The organism is Pseudomonas sp. GM102, from assembly GCF_000282555.1.
Lineage (GTDB): Bacteria > Pseudomonadota > Gammaproteobacteria > Pseudomonadales > Pseudomonadaceae > Aquipseudomonas.
On the sequence record NZ_AKJB01000090.1, the window covers coordinates 73,764 to 94,854 of the forward strand.

18 protein-coding genes are annotated in these 21,091 nt (G+C 58.9%); 11 read left to right on the top strand and 7 right to left on the bottom strand.

Translation table 11 applies throughout. The features are described from left to right. Positions 1-73: 73 nt before the first annotated feature. The gene (locus PMI18_RS07230) at positions 74-1,123 is read left to right on the top strand and encodes a LacI family DNA-binding transcriptional regulator (protein WP_007904518.1); all 1,050 of its coding nucleotides are present in this window, start codon (positions 74-76) and stop codon (positions 1,121-1,123) included. 211 nt (positions 1,124-1,334) lie between these two features. Here the strand turns inward: PMI18_RS07230 and PMI18_RS07225 are convergent, their stop codons facing one another. Then, positions 1,335-3,356: a sigma-54 interaction domain-containing protein gene (locus PMI18_RS07225; protein ID WP_007904520.1), complete on the bottom strand. Its 2,022-nt coding sequence runs from the start codon at positions 3,354-3,356 to the stop codon at positions 1,335-1,337. A 200-nt stretch (positions 3,357-3,556) separates the two neighbouring features. On the opposite strand from PMI18_RS07225, the gene PMI18_RS07220 reads away from it, so the two are divergent. The 5 genes from PMI18_RS07220 to PMI18_RS07200 all read left to right on the top strand — a co-directional run bounded on the left by PMI18_RS07220 (position 3,557) and on the right by PMI18_RS07200 (position 12,204). Beyond that, positions 3,557-4,579: a Gfo/Idh/MocA family oxidoreductase gene (locus PMI18_RS07220; RefSeq protein ID WP_007904522.1), complete on the top strand. Its 1,023-nt coding sequence runs from the start codon at positions 3,557-3,559 to the stop codon at positions 4,577-4,579. After that, on the top strand, positions 4,576-5,364 hold the full coding sequence (locus tag PMI18_RS07215) for a TIM barrel protein (protein WP_007904524.1): 789 nt from the start codon (positions 4,576-4,578) through the stop codon (positions 5,362-5,364). Before PMI18_RS07220 ends, PMI18_RS07215 begins: the two co-directional genes overlap by 4 nt. Positions 5,365-5,496: 132 nt before the next feature. Beyond that, complete coding sequence (locus tag PMI18_RS07210) at positions 5,497-6,423, top strand: sugar ABC transporter substrate-binding protein (protein WP_007904530.1); 927 nt, start codon at positions 5,497-5,499, stop codon at positions 6,421-6,423. Positions 6,424-6,612: 189 nt separating this feature from the next. Next, positions 6,613-7,770 (top strand): response regulator, encoded by a 1,158-nt coding sequence (locus PMI18_RS07205; protein WP_007904532.1) that lies wholly within the window; start codon positions 6,613-6,615, stop codon positions 7,768-7,770. 42 nt (positions 7,771-7,812) lie between these two features. Beyond that, on the top strand, positions 7,813-12,204 hold the full coding sequence (locus PMI18_RS07200) for a response regulator (protein WP_007904538.1): 4,392 nt from the start codon (positions 7,813-7,815) through the stop codon (positions 12,202-12,204). Between the two features lie 46 nt (positions 12,205-12,250). Here the strand turns inward: PMI18_RS07200 and PMI18_RS07195 are convergent, their stop codons facing one another. Continuing rightward, positions 12,251-12,643, bottom strand: coding sequence for a GFA family protein (locus tag PMI18_RS07195; protein ID WP_007904542.1), 393 nt, complete (start codon positions 12,641-12,643; stop codon positions 12,251-12,253). 80 nt (positions 12,644-12,723) lie between these two features. After that, positions 12,724-13,533, bottom strand: a complete 810-nt coding sequence (locus tag PMI18_RS07190; protein WP_157221683.1) for a hypothetical protein — start codon at positions 13,531-13,533, stop codon at positions 12,724-12,726. A gap of 251 nt (positions 13,534-13,784) precedes the next feature. Between PMI18_RS07190 and PMI18_RS07185 the strand changes: the two genes are divergently transcribed. Next, positions 13,785-14,345: a YSC84-related protein gene (locus PMI18_RS07185; RefSeq protein WP_007904545.1), complete on the top strand. Its 561-nt coding sequence runs from the start codon at positions 13,785-13,787 to the stop codon at positions 14,343-14,345. A gap of 234 nt (positions 14,346-14,579) precedes the next feature. Beyond that, a complete protein-coding gene (locus tag PMI18_RS07180; RefSeq protein WP_007904547.1) occupies positions 14,580-15,098 on the top strand; it encodes a cysteine hydrolase family protein in 519 nt (172 codons plus the stop codon). Between the two features lie 108 nt (positions 15,099-15,206). Here the strand turns inward: PMI18_RS07180 and PMI18_RS07175 are convergent, their stop codons facing one another. Beyond that, positions 15,207-15,551: a cupin domain-containing protein gene (locus PMI18_RS07175; RefSeq protein WP_007904548.1), complete on the bottom strand. Its 345-nt coding sequence runs from the start codon at positions 15,549-15,551 to the stop codon at positions 15,207-15,209. A 232-nt stretch (positions 15,552-15,783) separates the two neighbouring features. Here PMI18_RS07175 and PMI18_RS07170 point away from each other — a divergent pair, with 232 nt between their 5' ends. Next, the gene (locus PMI18_RS07170; protein ID WP_007904549.1) at positions 15,784-16,848 is read left to right on the top strand and encodes an alpha/beta fold hydrolase; all 1,065 of its coding nucleotides are present in this window, start codon (positions 15,784-15,786) and stop codon (positions 16,846-16,848) included. A gap of 77 nt (positions 16,849-16,925) precedes the next feature. Here the strand turns inward: PMI18_RS07170 and PMI18_RS31610 are convergent, their stop codons facing one another. After that, positions 16,926-17,225 carry a hypothetical protein gene (locus PMI18_RS31610; protein WP_081499884.1) on the bottom strand — a complete coding sequence of 100 codons (300 nt, stop codon included), beginning with the start codon at positions 17,223-17,225 and terminating at the stop codon, positions 16,926-16,928. Between the two features lie 278 nt (positions 17,226-17,503). Continuing rightward, the gene (locus tag PMI18_RS07165; RefSeq protein WP_007904554.1) at positions 17,504-18,277 is read right to left on the bottom strand and encodes a nuclease-related domain-containing protein; all 774 of its coding nucleotides are present in this window, start codon (positions 18,275-18,277) and stop codon (positions 17,504-17,506) included. Positions 18,278-18,514: 237 nt separating this feature from the next. Here PMI18_RS07165 and PMI18_RS07160 point away from each other — a divergent pair, with 237 nt between their 5' ends. Next, positions 18,515-19,384, top strand: coding sequence for an AraC family transcriptional regulator (locus PMI18_RS07160; protein ID WP_007904555.1), 870 nt, complete (start codon positions 18,515-18,517; stop codon positions 19,382-19,384). A 61-nt stretch (positions 19,385-19,445) separates the two neighbouring features. On the opposite strand, the gene PMI18_RS07155 is transcribed toward PMI18_RS07160, so the two are convergent. Then, entirely contained in the window at positions 19,446-20,210 is a 765-nt protein-coding gene (locus PMI18_RS07155; protein ID WP_007904557.1) for a tetratricopeptide repeat protein, read from the bottom strand. A gap of 351 nt (positions 20,211-20,561) precedes the next feature. Between PMI18_RS07155 and PMI18_RS07150 the strand changes: the two genes are divergently transcribed. After that, a complete protein-coding gene (locus tag PMI18_RS07150) occupies positions 20,562-20,999 on the top strand; it encodes a hypothetical protein (RefSeq protein WP_157221684.1) in 438 nt (145 codons plus the stop codon). Positions 21,000-21,091: the final 92 nt, after the last annotated feature.

A 21,091-nucleotide genomic window follows, 5' to 3' on the forward strand; every position in this document is an offset into this window, starting at 1 on the left:
ATTCCCTATCAAGCTATCATCCAGGCCCATTGAAGCTTGATAGTTTTCTATCAAAGCGCTTGCGGGGCCCGCCATGAACAACACTAAACGCCCAACCATCGCCACCGTTGCCGAACACGCTGGCTTGAGTGTCGCCACCGTGGACCGGGTGCTCAACGCCAGGGCTCCGGTCAACCCGGACACCGCCGAGCAGGTATTCCAGGCCGCCGAAGCGGTCGGTTATTTCGCCGCCAGGCTGATCGGCCAGCGGATCCGCGAACGGCGTCCCACCTATCGTTTCGGCATCCTGCTACTCGGTACCGCCCAGGCGTTTTATGGCAACGTGGCCGCCGCCATCACCGAGGCGGCGCAGCGTCAGGCTGGCGCCAACCTGAGCATTCAATTCGAGTACGTTTTCGATCGCACGCCCAGCGCGATCATTGCCCAGATCGAACAACTGGCGGTGCAGTGCGACGCTCTGGCGGTGGTCAGCTTCGCGCATCCGCTGATCAATGCCGCCATCGCGCAGATCAGAGAGGCCGGCGTGCCGGTGATCGCGATGCTGTCGGACATTCATGAGACGGCGGATGAGCCTTACGTCGGCCAGGATAATCACGAGGTCGGACGTACCATGGGTTGGCTGATGGCGCACACGTGTGGCGCCCGCAAAGGCAGCGTCGGGGTGTTGCTCGGCGGCCACCGTTTTCTTGGCCATCAGGCGCGGGTCGAGGGGCTGCGCAGCTACCTGGCGGAGCGCGCCCCAGGGTTGCGGCTGCTGGAAGCGGTGATCAATCTGGACAATTGCGACATCACCGAAGAGGCGACGCTGGACCTGTTGGCGCGGCATGACGACTTGCGGGGGTTGTGCGTGGTCGGCGGTGGCGGCGACGGGGTCATCAATGCCCTGTCGCAGCTACCGAAGCAGCCGTCGCTGTGCTGCATTCTGCAGGAGTCGACCGAGCTGTCGCGACAAGCGTTGAATCAGGGATTGATCAGCCTGGTGATCGACTCCCAGCCGCGATTGCTGGCGGCAGCGCTGGTCGACTTGCTGGTCGAACTGCAGACCACGCCGGACTTCGATCCGATACGGCATCGAATTTATATCCCATTGCAGATCATCACCTCAGAGAACGCTCGAGGCTGAACCTGTGAGGGTTACCGAGAATATCCACACACTTTCGCAGACACACCAAACCTGTGGCGAGGGAGCTTGCTCCCGCTGGGCTGCGTAGCAGCCCCAAAACCGATCACTGAGTTCTTTCTGAAAAAACTGCGGCAGCCCTATTGGGGCCGCTGCGCGACCCAGCGGGAGCAAGCTCCCTCGCCACAAGGTCGCTCTTCATTCATCCTACTCATCAGAAGTCGGGCTCCGAACGGAAAGCATCGGCACTCAGCCCGAACCGATTCATCTTGTTGTACAACCCGCCGCGAGAAACATTCAGCTGCCTCGCGGCCAGGCGGATGTTGCCGCGGGTATCCCTGAGGGCGGCGATGATCGCATTCATTTCATGGGTGCCGAGGTCTAGGGCAGCCCGGGGTTCGGGCACACTTCCCGGCACCGGCTGACGTAGCCTTTGCTTGATTTCAAGCGGTAGATCAGCTGGCTGGATCAGTTCGGTCACCGCCAGATTGGTCGCACGTTCAATGGTGTTTTCCAACTCACGAACATTACCCGGCCAGCTATAGGCCGAAAGAATATCCAACGCCTCTGGCGAGATGCCCTGCACCGATTTGCGCAACGACCGGGTGCAACGATTGAGAAAATGCCGCGCCAGCAATGGAACATCTTCCCGACGCATCCGCAGCGGCGGAACCGTCAGGTTCAGTACATTGAGCCGGTAGTAAAGATCCTCACGGAAGGCGCCATCGGCAACCGCCTGGCTCAGGTTGCGGTGGGTGGCGGCGATGATGCGTACGTCCACTTGCTGCGATTTTTTCGCGCCCACGCGAGTCACCTCGCCTTCTTGCAAGACGCGCAGCAGGCTGACCTGGGCATCGAAAGACATGTCACCGATTTCGTCGAGGAAGATCGTTCCGCCATCGGCCAATTCGAACTTCCCGGCAGAGCCGCCACGGGCCGATCCGGTGAAGGCGCCCTCGACATGACCAAACAGTTCGCTCTGCACCAGATCTCGCGGAATGGCCCCGCAATTGACGGCCACAAACGGACCGTTGCAACGCTCGCTGGCGTTATGGATTGACTGGGCGAACAGCTCCTTGCCGGTGCCGCTTTCCCCCAGGATCAGCGTGGTCGAGTCACTGCGACTGGCAATCCGCCCCAGGTGCAACGCGTCCTGTATGGCTCGCGAACTGCCTTGAATGGTCTCGAAGGTGTAGCTGGCTTGAGTGCCGATGATCCGCCGGGTAATTTCCCGGATGCGCCGGTTCTCGCGCAACGAAACAATGCGCCCGCCCTGCTCCAGTGGGCACACCGAGACCAGACACGCCAAGTGGCTGCGATCATGCAATTCAAACGTGCAATCCAGGTCCCTTATCCCTTCATACTGCTGCCCTTCCCCGCCACGCAGCAGAATCTCATCGGTCAGCTCGCTCTGGCCCAGACGCTGGAACGGGCTGCCCAGTAGATCCAGCCCCACACGAAACAATTGGCGGGCATAACGGTTGAGCGCCTTGATGCAGCCCCGTTCATCCAGCACCACAAGACCCTCGTTGAGCACTTCGAGGACGGTTTGCTGTTCTTCCAACAGAGCTTGAAGCGCCATCTGCCGCGAGACCGCTTCGGCCGCTGCCTGGACGGTGCCCAGTGTATGGAAATGAAACCAGCCCGGCTCAGCGGTCAAGGTCAGCATGGCCAGCGTCCTGCCCTGCGCATCCCTGATCGGCGCGGCAGCACAATGCATGCGCCGGCGACGCAGGCCGATCCCGAAGTTTTCCTCGGCCAGCACATACACCAAGCGATCTTCGGCAAGCGCCAGCCCGGTGCAGTTGGTGCCCTGCACCGACTCCAACAGCCGGCTGCCCACAGGCGTGAGGTCCAGGCCGCAGAAATACAGGGTCGTGCCTGCGGCATCGGTCAGATTGATATGGCCCCTGGGGTTGTAAGCCAGTAATCCCTTCATGACCTCCGCCGCTGCGGAGATCAAGGCGCGATTGGCCGCAAGCGTTGCGGCCAGAACGGCCGGGGCGACGAACCGGTATTCGCCATCCTCAGGATCGAGGCCGGCACTGACGCTGCGCAGCCAGGAATCCCAGATAACCTGCCTGACCCCCGCAGGTCGATCGATGCACCCTTTCAGGCAAGCCAGCCAAGCCTGGTCCAGCTCGGCGATCGGTCCTTCGTTCAACGATGCAGGCCCGAGCGCGGTGATGTAATCGAGGTCTTGCGCGCTGAAGGCTGTTAGCTGTGGGTTCACCATCATCAATCCGCTTCTATGTTCACGTTTTAGACATGTCAGTGTAGACATGTCATTCGAATGAACACATCTTTCAGTAAATATTAATTAACTCCTTAAATATCAAGCATTTAGATATTGGCACAGCCCTTGCTCTCTTGATTAACGCCAGCGAGGACATTCCTGCTGCGAGTCATTGAACAACAATAAAAGGGAGTCATTTCATGAGTACGTCCAAGATCATCCGCCTGGGTCTCATCGGTGCTGGCCGCATGGGCAGCTTTCACGGCCTGACTGCCGCCAGACACATTCCCGGCGCCTGTCTGGCCGCCATCGCCGACCCTACCCCCGGTCAAGCCGCGCGCCTGGCTGCAGAGTTGGGTGTGCAACGGGTCTATACCGATCCACAGCAACTGCTCGATGACCCGGAAATCGACGCTGTCTTGATCGCCGCCCCCGCCCGCAGCCATGCCGAACTGGTGATCAGTGCGGCCCGCGCCGGCAAAGGCGTGTTTTGTGAAAAACCCATGGCCATCACCCTCGACGAGGCCGACCGCGCCATCGCCGCAGCTGCCGATGCGCGCGTGCCGCTGCAGGTCGGCTTCAACCGCCGCTTCGCCAAAAGCTTCCGCGCCGCCCACCTGGACGTGGTCGCAGGCCGCATCGGTACGCCGCAACTGCTGCGCTCGCTGACCCGCGACCCGGCGCTGAACAATCCGGCTGCCTCGCCGCAGTGGGTGATTTTCCTCGAAACCCTGATCCATGACTTCGATACCCTGCGCTACCTCAATCCCGGTTCCGAAGTGGTCGAAGTTTTTGTCATGGCCGATGCCCTGATCGCACCGGACTACAAGGCCAAGGGCTTCCTCGACACCGCCGTGGTCACGATCCGTTTCGACAACGGCGCCATCGCGACGGCCGAGGCCAATTTCCAGGCCGTGTATGGCTACGATGTTCGAGGGGAAGTGTTCGGCAGCGCTGGCATGCTGACCATGGGCAGCGTCAATGAGTCTGACCTGGTGCGCTATCTGGCCAATGGCATCCAGGCCGATACCCAGCGCCTCGACACCGACCTGCTGCGTGATGCGTATGTGGCCGAGCTCAACCACTTTGTCGACTGCCTGCGCACTGGTGAAAAACCGCTCGCCAGCGGCGAAGACGCCCGCGCGGCACTGGCCATTGCCCGCGCGTGTATCGAGTCCTTCCAGCAGGGCAAACCAGTGCGCGTGCAAGGAGCCCATTCATGAGTTTCACACCGTTCAAATTGGCGATCAGTGCCGAGATGGTCTTCCTCGACTTGCCGTTCACAGAGCGCGTAAAACGCATTCACGCGCTGGGGTTCAGTGCCGAACTCTGGGACTGGACGAAGAAAGACATTGCGGCCCTTGTCGCCACGGGCGCTGACTTCACCTCGATGACCGGCTACATCTCGGGCAACCTGACCGACCCCGAAGACATCCAGCACCTGCTCGACAGCGCACGAGAATCGCTGGCCGTCGCCGCACAACTCAATTGCCCGAGTCTCAACCTGCATGGCACTGGCCTGGGTGACAAAGGTTTGCCGGTCAAACCCGTGGCCCACACCACCGGACGCATGTGGTTGAGCGCCTGCAAGACCCTGGAAAAAATCGCTCGCCTGGGCGAAGACGCAGGCCGGGTATTCTTGCTGGAAAACCTCAATACCGAGGTGGACCACCCCGGCACTCCCTTCGCTCGCGCCGACGATACCCTGGCGCTGATCGAGGCTGTGGGCAGCCCTCATCTGAAGATGAACCTGGACCTTTACCATGCCCAGATCGGCGAAGGAAACCTGATCGAACTGATCCAGCGCGCAGGCAGCGCCATCGGGGAAATCCAGGTCGCCGATGTCCCCGGCCGCATGGAACCGGGCACCGGCGAAATCCATTATCCGGCCATTGCCAAAGCCTTGTTCCGCATGGGATACACCGGTGTCGTCGGGCTTGAGGGCTGGGCCAGCGGCGACAGCGAAGCGGCACTTGAACGCTTTCGGCTAGCCTTCACGCTGGATTGAAATGCCGGTCAGCGAGGCTGAGATCCGCCCTTGTAGGAGCAGCCTCGCAGGCTCGACAGCTGCTACAGATCGCATTACGCATTTTTTTGATCTTGATGAATTTCAACTCATAACAAAAAAGGAAAAACCATCATGCGTCGCTGCACACTTCTTTTTTCCACGCTGTTATTCCTCTTCAGCCAATGGGCCGCAGCCGACTATCGCATCGGCGTCAGCATTGCCAGGGTTGACGACAATTTCATGACCTATGTGCGCAGCGGCCTGGAAGATGCCGCCAGGAAGGAGAACGTCCAGATCCAGTTCGAGGATGCCCAGGGCGATGTGGTTCGCCAGCTCAATCAGATTCAGGGCTTTCTCGGCCAGAAAGTGGATGCCGTCATCGTCCTGCCCGTGGACACCGCCGCCACCGCCAACATGACTCGCGCCGCCGTCGAAGCGAAAATACCGCTGGTCTACGTCAACCGCCATCCGGACGAACGCGTCCTGCCCAAAGGCGTGGTCACGGTGGCCTCCAACGACGTTGAGGCCGGGCAACTGCAAATGCGCTATCTGGCTGACAAGATGGCGGGCAAAGGCAACATCGCGATCATCATGGGCGACCTCGCGCAGAACTCCACGCACGACCGCACCGAAGGTGTCAAACAAGTGCTCAAGGACTATCCCGGTATCAAGATCGTCGAACAACAAAGTGCCGAGTGGCAGCGCAACAAAGGGATGGACCTGACCAGCAACTGGCTGCTGGCCGGCACCGGTTTTGATGCCATCGTGGCCAACAACGACGAGATGGCCATCGGCGCCGCCATGGCACTGCAGCAAGCCGGCAAAGCCAAGGGCGAGATTGCAATTGTCGGCATCGACGGCCTGCCTGACGGTCTGGCGGCCATCAAGCGTGGAATGCTCGTAGCCTCCGTCTTTCAAGACCCCAAAGCGCAAGCGACCAGCGCGCTGCAAGCGGCCATCAAGATGATCAAAGGGGAGCCGGTCGAGACGGATGTCTGGGTGCCCTTTCAACTGATCACGCCGGATCAGGTAGCGGTGTTTGAGCAACATTATAAATAGCGTCAAACGGCAGAATTTGAAGATGTGGATTCAACCGGTCGATGCAACAGGCAGAAATCGGCCAGAAACGGACACCCACAAGCCTCCGACTTTCTCCTAGCGATTGCAGATTTCCTAGCTACGCTTGCCAGCAAGGGAATGGCGTAAGTACGGCCTCTCCTTAATTGTCAGGCTAGGGAGCCAACATCTATGGATAGCATGCAGAGCGTTTATCCATCAGCCACCGTTCTGGTGGTCGACGACACCCCCGACAACCTGATGTTGATAGCCGAGTTACTCAAGGACAGCTATCGGGTCAAGGCAGCCAACAGCGGCGAGAAAGCGTTGCGTCTTCTCCAGAGCGACCCACTTCCCGACCTGATCCTGCTGGACATCATGATGCCGGGCCTGTCCGGCTACGAGGTTGCCGGGCAGCTCCAGCTTGCCCCCCGCACTCGCCATATTCCGATCATTTTCCTGACCTCCATGGCTGCCACAGAGGACGAGATTCGCGGCTTGAACCTGGGCGCCGTGGACTACATCACCAAACCGATCATCCCCCCGGTGCTCATGGCCAGGGTCGCGACCCAGATCAAGGTCAAGGCGGCTGCGGACTTCCTGCGTGACAAGAACGAATTTCTGGAGCAGGAGGTGCAGCGCCGCACCCGCGAGGTGACTGCAATCCAGGACGTCACCATCCACGCCATGGCATCGCTGGCCGAAACCCGCGACAACGAAACCGGCAACCACATTCGCCGTACCCAGCACTACATCAAACTGCTGGCCGAGCTACTGCGCGAGCATCCTCGCTTCCGCCACTTCCTCGACGAGGAAACCATCAAGCTGCTGTTCAAATCGGCACCGCTGCACGATATCGGCAAGATCGGCATTCCCGATCGCATCCTGCTCAAGCCGGGACGTCTCACTCTGGAAGAGTTCGAGATCATGAAGACCCACACGACGTTGGGGCGCGATGCCATCCAACACGCCGAGGGTCAGTTAGGGATAGGCGTCGACTTCCTTCATCTGGCCAAGGAAATCGCTTATGGCCACCAGGAAAAATGGGATGGCAGTGGCTATCCGCAAGGGGTGGCCACCGACGACATCCCCATCAGCGCCCGTTTGATGGCCGTGGCGGATGTCTACGATGCGCTGATCAGCCGCCGCGTGTACAAGCCCGGTATGCCCCATGAGCAGGCGGTGGAAATTATGCGCGAAGGCCGGGGTTCGCATTTCGACCCAGACATCTGCGATACCTTTCTGGCCAATGCCGAACGGTTCCGGGAAATTGCCGAGCGGTTCGCCGACAGCGATCAGGACATGGCCAAGCAGTTAGCCTTACTCGAGCAGATCGCTGACCAGCCCTGAGTCCTTGCATCCTTGTGCACACCCAGCTGAATGAGGCGGTATATGAACAGACTGTTCGAGCTGCTCGAGCGCCTGTCCCTGCGCAGTAAATTGATTATCGGTTTCGCTGCGTTGCTGGTATTGATCCTGGTGCTTGGCGTGCAAAGCCTGCGCACCCAGTATTCACTCAGGTACGAAATGCAGCAGTTGTACCAACAGGATCTGGTCGGTATCCAGCATGTGCAGGAGATTCGGGTGCGGCTTCCGCATCTGTTGCTGGCACTGCAACGCGCCGTCGCTACCAGCAACGCGGACATCCGCATCAGCGCCAGAGCGCAGATGGACGTCGCCCAAGAGCGTCTGCACGAGGCCCTGGAGCAGGTTCGCCCAACGCTGCGGCGACAGAGCAGCCTCAACAGCTTGCTGGCGTTTGAGGTGGTCTTGCAGCGCCTGCAGAAAAATGGCGATGAAGCACTGGAACTGGCTGGCAAGGGCTCCCTGGGTCAGGCGCTGATGTTACTCAACAGTAAGGAGTTTCTCGCCCGGGAGCAGGAAAGCGAAGAGCTGCTTCTGCAGATAGAGAAAAACAAGGAAGCCGACATCTACGATACGGCGAAGAATCTGGCCGAGTATGCGCAGCACAGCAGCACGATCACTTATGTGTTGCTGCTGGGCGGATCGACGCTGGCCTTGCTGTTGACCTGGCTGGTCAGTCACTCCATCCGCGTGCCGCTGAATCGCGTACGCGCGGCGGTTGACGAGCTGGCATCCGGCAAGTTGGACGGTCAGATCCCTCACACCGAGCTTCGCAACGAAACCGGCGACCTGGCGCGCGCCATCGCCACGTTGCAACTGGAGGCTTGTCAACTTGAGCGCCAGCGCTGGGTCAAGGCCCACGCCTCGCTCCTGCAAGTGGATCTGCAACAGGCAGAGACGCCGCAGCAGTTGGCCCAAGCTTTCTTTTGCCGCATCGCGCCACAGCTGGGCATGTGCCAAGGCGCGCTGTACGTTCTCTATGAAGGTGCGCCACGCCTGCAATTGCTGGGTGGTTATGCGGTGGACAGTGAGCGCCCACTGCGCGCGGAGCTCGAGCTCGGTGAAGGGCTACTTGGCCAGTGCGCACTGGATCGCCAACCCCGCCAGCTCAAGGATCTGCCTGAGCAGTTCTGGCGTGTGCGCACACAGTTGGGTGAAGCCCCCGCCAGCCATCTGCTGGTTCAGCCTGTGCTGCGTGGCGAGCGTCTGCTCGGGGTTATGGAAATGGCCGGCTTTCGCCCGCTGGAAGAGAACGAGGCGTTGCTGCTGCAGGAAGTGCTACCAAGGCTGGCCGGAGCCATGGCCATTATGGAACGCAGCGAGGCGGCCCAGGCGCTACTGCAGGAAACTCGCCGCCAGGCTGACGAGATGGGTGCCCAAACCTTGCAACTGGAACGTCAGGCCAGGGAACTGGAGGCCCAGCAGGTGGCACTGCGCACCACCGAGGCCTGGTACCGCGGCATTATCGAGGCGGCACCGGACGGCATGCTGGTGCTGGGTGCCGACGGCCATATCCTGATGACCAATCCGCAAATGGACACTCTGTTTGGCTATGAACAGGGCGAACTGATCGGTGCCAGCATCGAGCATCTGGTGCCGCAGGCTGCCCGCGAGCGGCATGTCAAGTTACGCGACGGGTTCATTGCCAGCGGCGGCACCCGGCAGATGGGCGGCGACCTGGATGATCTGAGCGGCGTGCGCAAGGACGGCAGCCTGTTCTCCGTGGAAATTGGCCTGTCCCATCTGCCCCGCCTGGAGGGCCGTGGCGTCTGCGTTTGTGCCTCGGTGCGCGACGTGAGCGAACGCAGGGCGATGGAGGCCAAGCTGCGTATTGCCAGCGATCGCCTGAACCTGGCGCAGGAGGCCGGCGACATCGGTTTGTTCGACGTTGATCTGATCAGCGGCAAAAACTATTGGACGCCACAGCTCGAAACGCTGTTCGGGCTTGAGCCTGGCGAATTCGGTGGCACTCTGGAGCACTGGAAGGCGCTGGTGCATCCGGATGACATGGCGCGTGCCAGTAGCACGTTCGAGCGCGCAATCCAAAGTGATGATGATCGCACCGAGTTCGACTTTCGCATCGTGCGGCAAAACGATGGGCGGGTGCGCACATTCAAATCGCTCACCCGCTTCTCACGTACACCTGACGGCAAGCCCTTGCGCGCAACCGGCATCAACATCGACGTGACTGCACTGGCAGAGGCAAGGGCGGCGGCCGAGGACGCGACCCAGGCCAAGAGCGAGTTCCTCGCCAACATGAGCCACGAGATCCGCACGCCCATGAACGCCATCATCGGCATGAGCCACTTGGCGCTGCGTACCGATCTGGATAGTCGCCAGCGCAACTACATTGAAAAGGTGCACCGCTCGGCGGAGAACCTGCTGGGGATCATCAACGACATCCTCGATTTTTCCAAGATCGAGGCCGGCAGGATGAGCCTCGAACAGACCCCCTTCCGCCTGGAGGACGTACTCGACAGCTTCGCCGCCATGATTGGCCTGAAAACCGAGGACAAGGGCCTGGAATTGTTGTTCCAGACCCCGCCCGATCTACCCACTGCATTGCTCGGAGACCCCCTGCGCCTGGGGCAAGTGCTGATCAACTTGGGTAATAACGCTGCCAAGTTCACCGAACGCGGCGAAATTGTGGTTGGTATGGAAGAAGTTGGCGTGCAGGACGACCGTGTGCAACTGCATTTCTGGGTGCGCGACACGGGCATCGGCATGACCGCCGAGCAGTGTTCGCGCATGTTTCAGTCGTTTAGTCAGGCCGACAGCTCGACCACGCGCAAATACGGCGGCACTGGGCTGGGTTTGTCCATCTCGAAGAAGTTGGTGGAGCTGATGGACGGCCACATTTGGGTTGAGAGCGAGCCGGGAGTCGGCTCCACGTTCCATTTCCAGGTGCGCCTCGGCGTGCAGCAAGGCGTTCAGCCGCGTCGTATGTTCAAGGCCGATGAACTGCTGGGTATGCGGGTGCTGGTCGTGGACGACAACGCCAGTGCCCGTGAAATCCTCTCGGGCATGGCGCGCAGCTTTGGCCTGGAGGTGGATGTCGCGCATAACGGTAGTCTGGCGCTGCGCATGTTGGCCGACGCCGAGCATAAGGCGCTGCCCTACGATCTGGTGCTGATGGATTGGCGGATGCCCGGCATGGATGGCGTGGAAACCGTGAGCAGAATGCATTCCGCCAGCCTGATGCATACGCCGTCGGTCATCATGGTCACCGCCTTTGGCCGCGAAGAGGCGCGCGAGGAAGCCGAGCGTCAGGGCATCCAGTTACCGGTGGTGCTGACCAAGCCAGTAACGCCGTCCTCTTTGCTCGAAGCCATCGGTGTGGTGCTGGGCAGAGGCCCGAAAGGCGATACTCGTGCCGACGAACGCTCCCAACAAAATGCCAGCACCGTAGCCAGCCTGAATGGAGCCCGGCTGCTGCTGGTGGAAGATAACGAACTGAATCAGGAACTGGCCTGCGAGCTGCTGGAGAGTGTCGGAATACGGCTGCGACTGGCCAGGCACGGCCAGGAGGCCCTGGACATCCTGGCCGAGGATGGCAACTTCGACGGCGTGCTGATGGATTGCCAAATGCCGGTGATGGACGGTTACACCGCCACCCAGCAGATTCGCCAGCAGCCGCGCTTTAACGCTTTGCCGGTGATCGCCATGACTGCCAACGCCATGGACGGTGACCGCGAGCGAGCCCTGAGCAGTGGCATGAACGACCATATATCCAAGCCACTCGATGTCGATGACATGTTCGCCACACTGGCAAAATGGATCAGGCCACGGACCGCTGCCCAGGCAGCACCATCATCGCCAGATGCAGGCCTGCCAGATGGGTTGCCGGATCGTCTTGCGGACATTGATATGGTTGCCGGCCTAGCCAGCTGCATGGGCCGGCGAGAACTCTATCTTCGCCTGCTCTGCAAGTTTCGAGACTCTCAGACAGGCTTTACCGAGCATTTCCAGGCGGCACTGGCTGACCCGGATGCTGGCGCGGCCAGACGAGTGGCTCACAGCCTGCGCGGCACGGCCGGCAACATCGGCGCCAAAACCGTGGCGCAGGCTGCCGCTGCGCTGGAACAGGCCTGCCAGAACGGCGAGTCCGCTACGAGGGTGCAAGCGCTGGCGACGGAGGTCGAGAGTTGCCTGCTGCCGACCTTGGCGGCCCTGGCTGACCTGACCGCAAACGCCCCCGCATCGATGAGCGATGACCTGCAGAATGGCCCCGAGTTGAGCGAGCAACTGAACAGGCTCAAAGGTCTTTTGGCCGAAAGTGACACGGCCGCCATGGAAGCGCTTACCGAACTGCGCAATCTGTCACTCGATCGCGCCTTGGCCAAACGCCTGGCTCTGGTCGCGGAGCAGGTGGAGCTGTTCGACTTTGATCGTGCCTTGGAACTGTTGCAGGATGGGTGAGTTTTTCCAGGAGAGGAGCTATCTGCTGGATATGCCGATTGACGGCCTACTCCTCAAAGCGCCCCGTGGCATCACGATCACGCTCGTATCGTCGCGTCAGCGGAAACGGTGGCAACCAGGATTCGCGACGGATGATCCAGCTTTCGTAGGTTGGCTTCAGTTGGTCAGGGGCATCCAGGGATCCCAGGTTCACTTCGATTTCGTCGGCTGTGCGAGCGAAAATGGACGAGCCGCAACGGGGACAGAAAAACCGCCCGGCGTAGTCGCGTGTTTCGCCATCGATCGTCACCGCATCCTGAGGGAACACTGCCGAGGCGTGAAAAAGTGCCCCATGATGCTTACGGCAGTCGAGACAGTGACAAAGGCCGACCCGGTATGGGAGCCCCGACGCTTCAATTCGGACGTTGCCGCACAGACAACCGCCGGTGAATCGGTCCATGCTGCATCTCCTCTAAAATCAAGCGGCACGACGGCGCCATTGCGTTACGCTACGACACTTGAGCTTTTCGTTGAAAGCGACTATTTAATGTTGTTCTGGGCGCACAACTCCCGTAATTCCGGGGTGAAAGGCAGCAACTCGATGTTGTCGCCCGAGACGAAGTTGGGGGACGTGCTGCCAGCGCTCGAACTGGAGGACGCGCCGTCCTTCGATGCGGATCCCCCGCCGTGATAGGCCTTGTAATAGTAGATAGTGAACTGCGCAAAGGGGTAACGCTTGGCCAGATGGGTCAACTTGGCCGAACAGGATCGCGGCTGCAAGAAAGAGCTCGCACGCGGGTCGTCGACCGTACACGGCGAGTCAGAGTTGTAGATGATTACCGTCGGAATCTGTCCTGACGCAACAGCAAACTGAGTGTAAAGGGCACCAAAGTTAAGCAGCATTCGCTCCTCCGCATGCCCTGTGAAGGTCCAGGTGTTGACCTTCCATTGCTGAGCCAGCACGTCGGCCACGCTTGCCCGCAACGCTTTTGTCTTCGATACCGTTTGGCGGTTGATCTCGTTTTGCTCGTACTCAGGGTGGCCCTTGTCCACGCCACCTCGCTTGAGTTGCGGCAGCGCTTTGTTAGGTAACACTGTCGGCAAGGAGGCATCGCTGGCAGGCAAATCCTCATTCAATATGCCCGCCACAATCTGACCGGCATTGGCTGCACTCCAGAACAGGTAAAACGTATTGCTGCCCTGAAAAGTGAGGATAGTCCATAACCGTTTCTTTTCCTTGTCCCTGGCTACCGCTGCGAATGCAGTATCCAGCGTATCAAAACATTCAGGCATCGTTGCCCTCTCCAGCAGGTTGTCCTGGATGAACAGCCTAGTACAGGCCAGCAGCACCGGTGCCCTTTTGACTAACAGTATCTACTTTTGACCATCATCGTTTCTGACGACGAACCCGGCCAATACACAGAGGTCAAAGCAAGTGATGACCTCGCCAATGATCAAAGGCCTCTGGCCTGCTTCATTCAAGGGCGAAGCCAGTATTCACACACTTTAGGGTGCGCTGGATAATTTCAGCAGGCTCGGATTTCTGCCGAGGGCAGGTGCTGACTGCCTCACATCCAATGCTCCCGTATCGGAGTACTAAAATGACTCAGTCAATGCGGTTCTTCCTATCGATCGTCCTTGCGACAGCTTCGCTGGCATCGGCCAGCCTCCTGAACACTGCCGGTGCGGCAACTGCCGAGGACCTGGATGTCGACTCTCGGCAAGCGTTGCAAACGCTCTACAAGTCCACGCCATTTGCTGAAAACATTTCGCACAACGCCAAAGCGATTCTTGTCTTCCCGAAAATCATCAAGGCAGGCCTTGTGTTTGGCGGCAGCTATGGCGAAGGCGTGTTGTTGAAGGACAAGAAAGTAGAGAATTATTACAACTCCGTAACCGGGTCCTGGGGGCTGCAGGCAGGCGCCCAGTCGTATGGCTATGCGGTTTTCCTGATGACCGACAAAGCCGTGGACTATGTACGTAAAACCAAGGGTTGGGAAATCGGCGTAGGGCCCACCGTTGTAATGGTTGATGAAGGGGTGGCGAAAAATCTGTCCAGCACGACAGTGAAGGACGATGCCTACGCGTTCATTTTCGACCAGCAGGGTTTAATGGCCGGGATCAGCATCGAAGGAACCAAGATTTCCCTGATCAAGCGCTAAAACAGGTCGTTTGGCGCACGGATGCGCCCCCTTTCCAACCATGTACCGTGCTGATACTGTCAGCCCTATGAATCAGCCACGCATTGCCTCGACCACCACTACCACGACCGCCCGAGGCGGGTCGTGAGAGGTGCCGTGAGCCAATAACGCACGAACTTCAAAAGGCCCGCCAGTGATGGATAGGGCCTTTTCTTTTGCCCTTTTGTCACTGGTCCAAACGCAAGGAAAAGCACTATGTATGCACTGTTGATTCTCGATATGCAGGTTGGATTGTTTCATGGCCCGGATAAGCCATGGGCTGGCGACGCGTTGCTAGACACTTTGAATAGCCTGTTGAGCAAAGCCCGGAAAGCAGGCGCGCCAGTTTTTCTTGCTCGCCACGTAGGTCCCCCAGGCTCGCCTATCGAACCTGCAAGCCCGTTGACGCAACTGGTGCAGGAACTGCGGCTACAAGGAGACGAAGTGATCTTCGAAAAAATCCGACCCAACGCTTTCGCCATGACTGACCTGGCCGATCGGCTAAAAGCGTGTGGATCTCAAGGCGTGGTTATTGCCGGAATGAAGACCCAGTATTGTGTCGACAGCACCTGCCGCGCCGCACGAGATCTTGGGTTCGATGCAGTGTTGATCGCCGACGGTCATACCTGCACCGACACCCCTGCATTGAAGGCCGAAAATATCGTCGCTCATCACAATGCAACTCTGGCGGGCCCGTTCTGTCGTGTCGTTCACGCTGAGCATTGGCACTTCTAACCGGCATTGATAGATCGGCTCAAGACTGGGACGATCTGTCTTTCTGTCGGCGCCGTTTCCGGCTGAGCCACGTGTCAGGCCCGATCATGTTTGATATCAGGTCTGAGCCTACTCTTGCCTGACAATATCCACCGAGATCTCCACCGCCGGAACCGTTCCTCGGTTCTCAAGCCAGTGTGTGGTGTTCCTGTCCTCGGGCCAGCCCACTCCTGGCCCATAGTCCGTGGCGACTCCATTTCGATGGTCAGTGATGGTTCCTTGCAGTATGTAGACGGTGCCTAGTCTGTCTTTATGGTTGTGAGTCGGCCCGAAGACGCCTCCAGGCTCGATGGTCACCATACGCATTCTAAGTTGGCGCCCTGCCATGCCCTCGATCTCAGGGCCAAGGTCAACCGTTGCAAGTAACTTCACCGCAACACCTTTCGTATCAGGTGCCACCTGTTCGTTGCCCATGGTGCTTTCCTCTCTGTGCATATAGGCCTGATTAGAAGTAAACACCCTAAATGGCGGGATAGCTCGTTGGCGCGGTGTATCGCAGTGTGTCTGGATGACATCCCGGTACATAAGTTTTCATCTGGCATCCGATGCGACACAAACCAGATACGTCGCCGCGTTCAAATGCAAGCCAGGTTTGAAGGGGATCAGCCAGCCCCCCTGGCCAACGGCTTGCAACGGAGACATCACCATGAAGATGGCACTGCAGAACAAAACCGGCACAACTCGCCGCCGTCTGGTCGGCTCGTCGATCCTCGCGTTCACCCTGTTCAGCGCTCTCGGTGCGGCCCACGCACAAACAACCGCAGCTGTGGCGCCAGACGCGATCAGTGCCGGCGCCACTCATGCGGCACCCTCCCCGTTCGGCCCGCTGAAGCATGTCAGCGCCGGACTGTTGAACGTGGCCTACGCCGAAACAGGCCCGGCCGATGGGCCGGTAGTCATTCTTCTGCACGGCTGGCCGTACGACATTCACAGCTATGACGAGGTCGCGCCATTGCTTGCAGCACAGGGCTATCGAGTGCTTATGCCGTATGCACGTGGCTACGGTAATACACATTTCCTGTCCGATAAAACTGTTCGCAATGGTCAACCGGCGGCACTGGCAAGTGACGTCATCGACTTTATGGATGCGCTGAAGATCAAACAGGCGGTGCTCGGTGGCTATGACTGGGGCGCGCGTTCGGCCGACATCGTCTCGGCGTTGTGGCCAGAACGGGTCAAGGCGCTGGTCTCGGTCAGCGGCTATCTGATCGGCAACCAGGCGGCCGGCAAAAATCCGCTGCCACCCAAGGCCGAGTTGCAGTGGTGGTATCAGTTTTACTTCGCCACCGACCGCGGTCGCTCCGGGTACGAGAAAAACACCCACGACTTTGCCAAGCTGATATGGCAACTGGCGTCGCCGAAATGGGCGTTCGATGACGCCACTTTCGACCGCAGCGCCAAGGCTCTGGAGAACCCCGACCATGTCGACATCACCGTATTCAACTACCGCTGGCGCCTGGGGCTGGTTCAAGGTGAAAGCCAATACGAAGCGCTAGAGCAGAAACTGGCTACGGCGCCTTCCATTAGCGTGCCGACCATCACCCTTGAAGGCGATGCCAACGGCGCGCCGCACCCTGCCCCCGAGGATTACGCCAAGCGCTTCACCGGCAAATATGAGTTCCGGCTGATCAGCGGCGGCATCGGCCACAACCTGCCGCAGGAAGATCCGCAGGCATTCGCCAAGGCTGTGATTGATGCGGACCATCTTTGAATCCGGTCTGACATCCGTGCACTTCCCCCGATAAGCACCGTCACAACAACGGCTCGTTCCATTTAACGAGCCGTTTTCTAATTTTTGCACTCCGCCAACACCACTTCACAGGTACTCGGCGTGCCGCCGGATCGGCCGGCATAGCGTATGCAGTTAGCCATGGATTTTTCGCGAGCCATGTTCAAGGTGGAGCCCCAAGCCAGGCCACCCTCGCCGGAAGTGGGTAGCGCTTTTGCATAGCAGTTTGAGCCTATGTTTGAGGCCGAATAGTGAGCCGTGGCAGCTTTGCCTGCACATCCCGCCGTCAGCACCAGGTTGATGGCCAGCAGTGAGAGTAGGCCCCAAGACGAGCATTGGCATGCTGTTGTTCCGGTCATCCCGTTTCCCCTGTAGCAAGAGGCGTGAGGCATGTTTGTGCTCGCGTACTACTCAGATTAGACGGTGTTGCGCCTGCCCTTGGCTCCGTTCAGCGGACTGGTTTGCGTTGGTCCAGACAATGCGATTGTTTTCGATGCCTGGCAGCTACCGGGCCCAAGGTACTCATGGCGTTCAAGCACAACGAGGCTTTCTCGTTCCAGGCCGCTTTTGCCGGGGAACGGATGATCAGTCAGTTGTTTTCATTCGCGGCGTCAAAGAACGAAGTGCCTGGAGAGGACTAATCCAAATCCTGTTTCGCTCGACACTTGGGGTAGGCGCTGCACCCCCAGAATCGCTCTCCTGCTCTATCGCCCGTCTTACGGATACGAATTTCGAAAGCGCTTCCACAACGCGGGCAACTGCGTTTCGCGAAAGGGTCGTTTCGCTGTTTCAGGCGTTGTACATGCTCGTAGTGGGTAGTGAGCGTGCTCTCCCTCTTCCCGCTCTCCAGCGCCTTCACCATTACACTCACCTGCGCTTCGCTAAACACAGGCTGCTGAAAGGACTTGATATAGCGGATGCAGCTGACGCCTTGGGTGACATTGTCCGGCATGACGGTCTTGAAGCGACTGCCGCCGACGAAGGCGATTACAGAATGGATGTGCTCGGGCGGAACGCTGAGCAGCGCTTCTAGTGCCTTCAAGTGTTTGTAATTCTGCCGCAGCGGGTTCTGGAACCTGAAGCGATGCCGGAAAATCTGCTGCGTCCACTGGGCCTGGCGCTCACCTCCAAAGATCCAGCCGCCCATGTTTTTGGTCTCCAACACGAAAATGCCAAAGGGCGACAGGAACACATGATCGATCTGTGTAGTGCCATCGGGCGTGTCCAGTGTGACGTTGTGCAACCGGCGGTAGACCTGGCCATCCAGCCCATAGTGGGCGAATGCCCGCACCAGCAACTCACCGAACCAGCCCTTGAACCAGGGCGTCTTGATGATGACGGCCAGGACCAACAATGGCAGCAGCCACATCAGAATGTCGAACAACGGCTGGAGCATCACAAAAATATTCATCGCTTCCTTTGCGTGGCGAAGGTGAGTACGCCGGACGCCTTCACCCTTTTGTTCCTTTCCAGCTTAGGCGAGGTAACGGGTGCCTGCTTTCGGCTCAGGCTGTGTAATCGTGCTCCTGCACAATTTGGAAGATCGCATTGGCCAACCCAAAACGTGCCTTGAGCAAATGCGGCTAGGCGCGTTCACGCCGCTATAGTCGACTCTATTGCCGACCGTACTTCCAGGAGCCTTCTCCCAGTGTCTGACATGCCGACCCACTTCGCTTACACAAAACGCTTCAACACCGTACTCGCCTACATTGATGCCCATCTCGAAGGTGACCTGTCGGTGAAGACGTTGAGCCATGTGGCGAACTTTTCGGCGTTTCACTTCCATCGACAATTCACCGCGTTCGTAGGAGTGCCTGTCTCACGTTATGTGCAACTGATGCGACTACGACGCGCAGCACATCGCCTGGCCGCCGCCGCTGATCACTCGGTACTGGACGCCGCACTCGGTGCCGGCTTTGAAAGTCCCGAGGCATTTTGCAGGGCGTTCAGGCGGGCGTTCGGTATGACGCCGAGTGCGTTCAGGAAGGAACCGAACTGGCAGGTCTGGAATGCGGTATTCGCAATCCCTCACTTTTCCAGGACTATCATCATGCAAGTACGAATCGTGGAATTCCCTGAAGTCAGGGTAGCGACGCTTGAGCACTGCGGGCCAGCCGGGCTCGTCAATGAGAGTGTGCGCAAGTTCATCGAGTGGCGTATGCAGAGCGGACAGTCGCCGGTGGCATCGAGTCGCAGCTTTGGCATTCCCTATGGCAACCCCGATACGACACCTTCACAAGCATTTCGCTTCGCCATTTGCGGCGAGATTCACGAGGCCGTGGCGCCGAATGAATTCGGCGTGCACGAGATCGTCATTCCTGGCGGTCGCTGCGTCGTGGTGCGACACACGGGGTCACCGGATCACATCGGCGAAACGATCTATCCGATTTACCGCGATTGGCTTCCCGCCAGTGGAGAGGAACTTCGTGACCAGCCGCTGTTCTTTCATTACCTGAGCGTCTATCCCGAGACACCGCAGGATCAATGGCAAACTGATGTGTATGTTCCGCTGCAATAGCGGAGCAAGCAGCTTTCGACCCTGAGCTGACGCGCTCAGGGTTGGTTGCACACCCAGAAACTCAACCGCGCACCAGGTAGGCCCCTGACGGAACCCGATGTCGCAGCTTCTTGCATTTGCCCGGTGCAGGCTGATGCCCCGGCGGACGATCAGGAAACCAAATTCGGCATTTACCCGGAGGTGGCATATGGCCGCGGGGAATCTCAACCTCACCGTACGCAGGCTCTGGTTCGACATTAACCCTTTGCAATTGTCCTTCGGGCCCGGCGCTGCCAGCCGTCGATGCGTCCGAAACCCGATTTGCCTCTGCGCGAGTGAAGTTGTCAGCGTCGCGACCAGGGTTCTGAGTGGATTGCTCAACAACCGCCATTTCCGCTTCGCGGCGCCTTTGGGTCTCCTCTGCCAACCCCTTCTGCACTGCGACCAGGTCCTCTTTGGCATTGGGTGAGGTACCCGAAGACTGGGCCTGCTGCGCCGCCTGGATCAATTGGAAGTTGCGGTTGCGCAACTCGACGTTACGACCCACCCGCATGTTCGAGCGCACCGCCAAGGTTTCAGCCTGCTGGTACTGCCCCTGCTGAAGACGCAACACACCGAGGTAATGCAGCGTCGCGGGATTGTTCGGCTGGATATGCAGGGCACGCTCCAGCGTGGCGGCGGCCTGATCCAGTTGGCCATTTTCATACTGCCGCGAGGCGGTTTCGATCAGGGTCGTTGATGCGCTGTTGCTTTGCGCGGGCGCTCTTCGCTCGGCAGCAAACGAACAAAGCGACGCGATGGCGCAGAACACCAGGATGAGACCCGGCAGAAAATTCTTGGTTGGCATCAGGGGGCGGACTCGACTGAATTCGGATGGCGCTGCCGTAAACAGATCACAGCGCTGCTCGGCAATTCCGATACCGGGCCGCTATGGACCTGGCCAATACCCTGAAGTTCCTGCGGCAACGGCCGTCGCAACCAGCATCATTTTTCACCATCCCAACGTCTGAGCATGAGCTATTGCTGCACTTCGCGCAGAGCAGAAAACGGCCAAAAGCGGACTTAATGGCGTTTGTGTAGTATCTGCCTCTCTTCCCACCTATATGAGATGCCGATGTCTAGCCGACACTCCCCATCCCCTACAAGAGCTGTCCTAGACCTGCAAAACGCACGTTCGCTTTTGGGAAAGCGGCTGAGCGTGCTGCTGCACGACCAGTACTATTTCAACGACGAGAAAGATCTGGGAGACATAGGTTCTCTAGAGTGGCGTTTTGGCGAAGGAGAAGTTCTATCCATGTATCTCTTGAGTGATGGCGAGAGAGTAGGTGCGGACTTGTTGCCTTCTGATACGCCGGCTTCCTTCGAGATAGAGCCAAACGTGACCTGCTCCTGGAAGAGGGAAAACCTGCTTGCGGCTCTATCAGCAACCCACCTCGAGAACACAAAAATTTGCGCAGTTGAGGGAATTCTTGACTCTTTCAACGGGCAAGAGCCTTGGCTGGCCGGATTCAGAGTTACGTTCGAGACCGGTGACTCATTGATCTACCTTAACCAGGGCGACGATGCCGTCGTATTGATTAATGCGCTACCGCCAGTAAGTGTAGGCCTCGAAACCCGCTTCGTTACCTCAATTTAATGACAGCTATGGGTCGATAGCAGCCCTTTGTGACAGTAGGAATCGGCCAAAAGCGGGCAGTGGACAAGATGATGGCAAAGCAAAAGCGTCAG

Bases quoted from the DNA above. Each gene is read 5' to 3' on its own strand.
- PMI18_RS07155 (WP_007904557.1), bottom strand. From the start codon at position 20,210: ATGCCAACCAAGAATTTTCTGCCGGGTCTCATCCTGGTGTTCTGCGCC.
- PMI18_RS07215 (WP_007904524.1), top strand. From the start codon at position 4,576: ATGAGTTTCACACCGTTCAAATTGGCGATCAGTGCCGAGATGGTCTTC.
- PMI18_RS07175 (WP_007904548.1), bottom strand. From the start codon at position 15,551: ATGGGCAACGAACAGGTGGCACCTGATACGAAAGGTGTTGCGGTGAAG.
- PMI18_RS07185 (WP_007904545.1), top strand. From the start codon at position 13,785: ATGACTCAGTCAATGCGGTTCTTCCTATCGATCGTCCTTGCGACAGCT.
- PMI18_RS07170 (WP_007904549.1), top strand. From the start codon at position 15,784: ATGAAGATGGCACTGCAGAACAAAACCGGCACAACTCGCCGCCGTCTG.
- PMI18_RS07210 (WP_007904530.1), top strand. From the start codon at position 5,497: ATGCGTCGCTGCACACTTCTTTTTTCCACGCTGTTATTCCTCTTCAGC.
- PMI18_RS07195 (WP_007904542.1), bottom strand. From the start codon at position 12,643: ATGGACCGATTCACCGGCGGTTGTCTGTGCGGCAACGTCCGAATTGAA.
- PMI18_RS07180 (WP_007904547.1), top strand. From the start codon at position 14,580: ATGTATGCACTGTTGATTCTCGATATGCAGGTTGGATTGTTTCATGGC.
- PMI18_RS31610 (WP_081499884.1), bottom strand. From the start codon at position 17,225: ATGACCGGAACAACAGCATGCCAATGCTCGTCTTGGGGCCTACTCTCA.
- PMI18_RS07220 (WP_007904522.1), top strand. From the start codon at position 3,557: ATGAGTACGTCCAAGATCATCCGCCTGGGTCTCATCGGTGCTGGCCGC.
- PMI18_RS07230 (WP_007904518.1), top strand. From the start codon at position 74: ATGAACAACACTAAACGCCCAACCATCGCCACCGTTGCCGAACACGCT.
- PMI18_RS07225 (WP_007904520.1), bottom strand. From the start codon at position 3,356: ATGGTGAACCCACAGCTAACAGCCTTCAGCGCGCAAGACCTCGATTAC.
- PMI18_RS07200 (WP_007904538.1), top strand. From the start codon at position 7,813: ATGAACAGACTGTTCGAGCTGCTCGAGCGCCTGTCCCTGCGCAGTAAA.
- PMI18_RS07205 (WP_007904532.1), top strand. From the start codon at position 6,613: ATGGATAGCATGCAGAGCGTTTATCCATCAGCCACCGTTCTGGTGGTC.
- PMI18_RS07165 (WP_007904554.1), bottom strand. From the start codon at position 18,277: ATGAATATTTTTGTGATGCTCCAGCCGTTGTTCGACATTCTGATGTGG.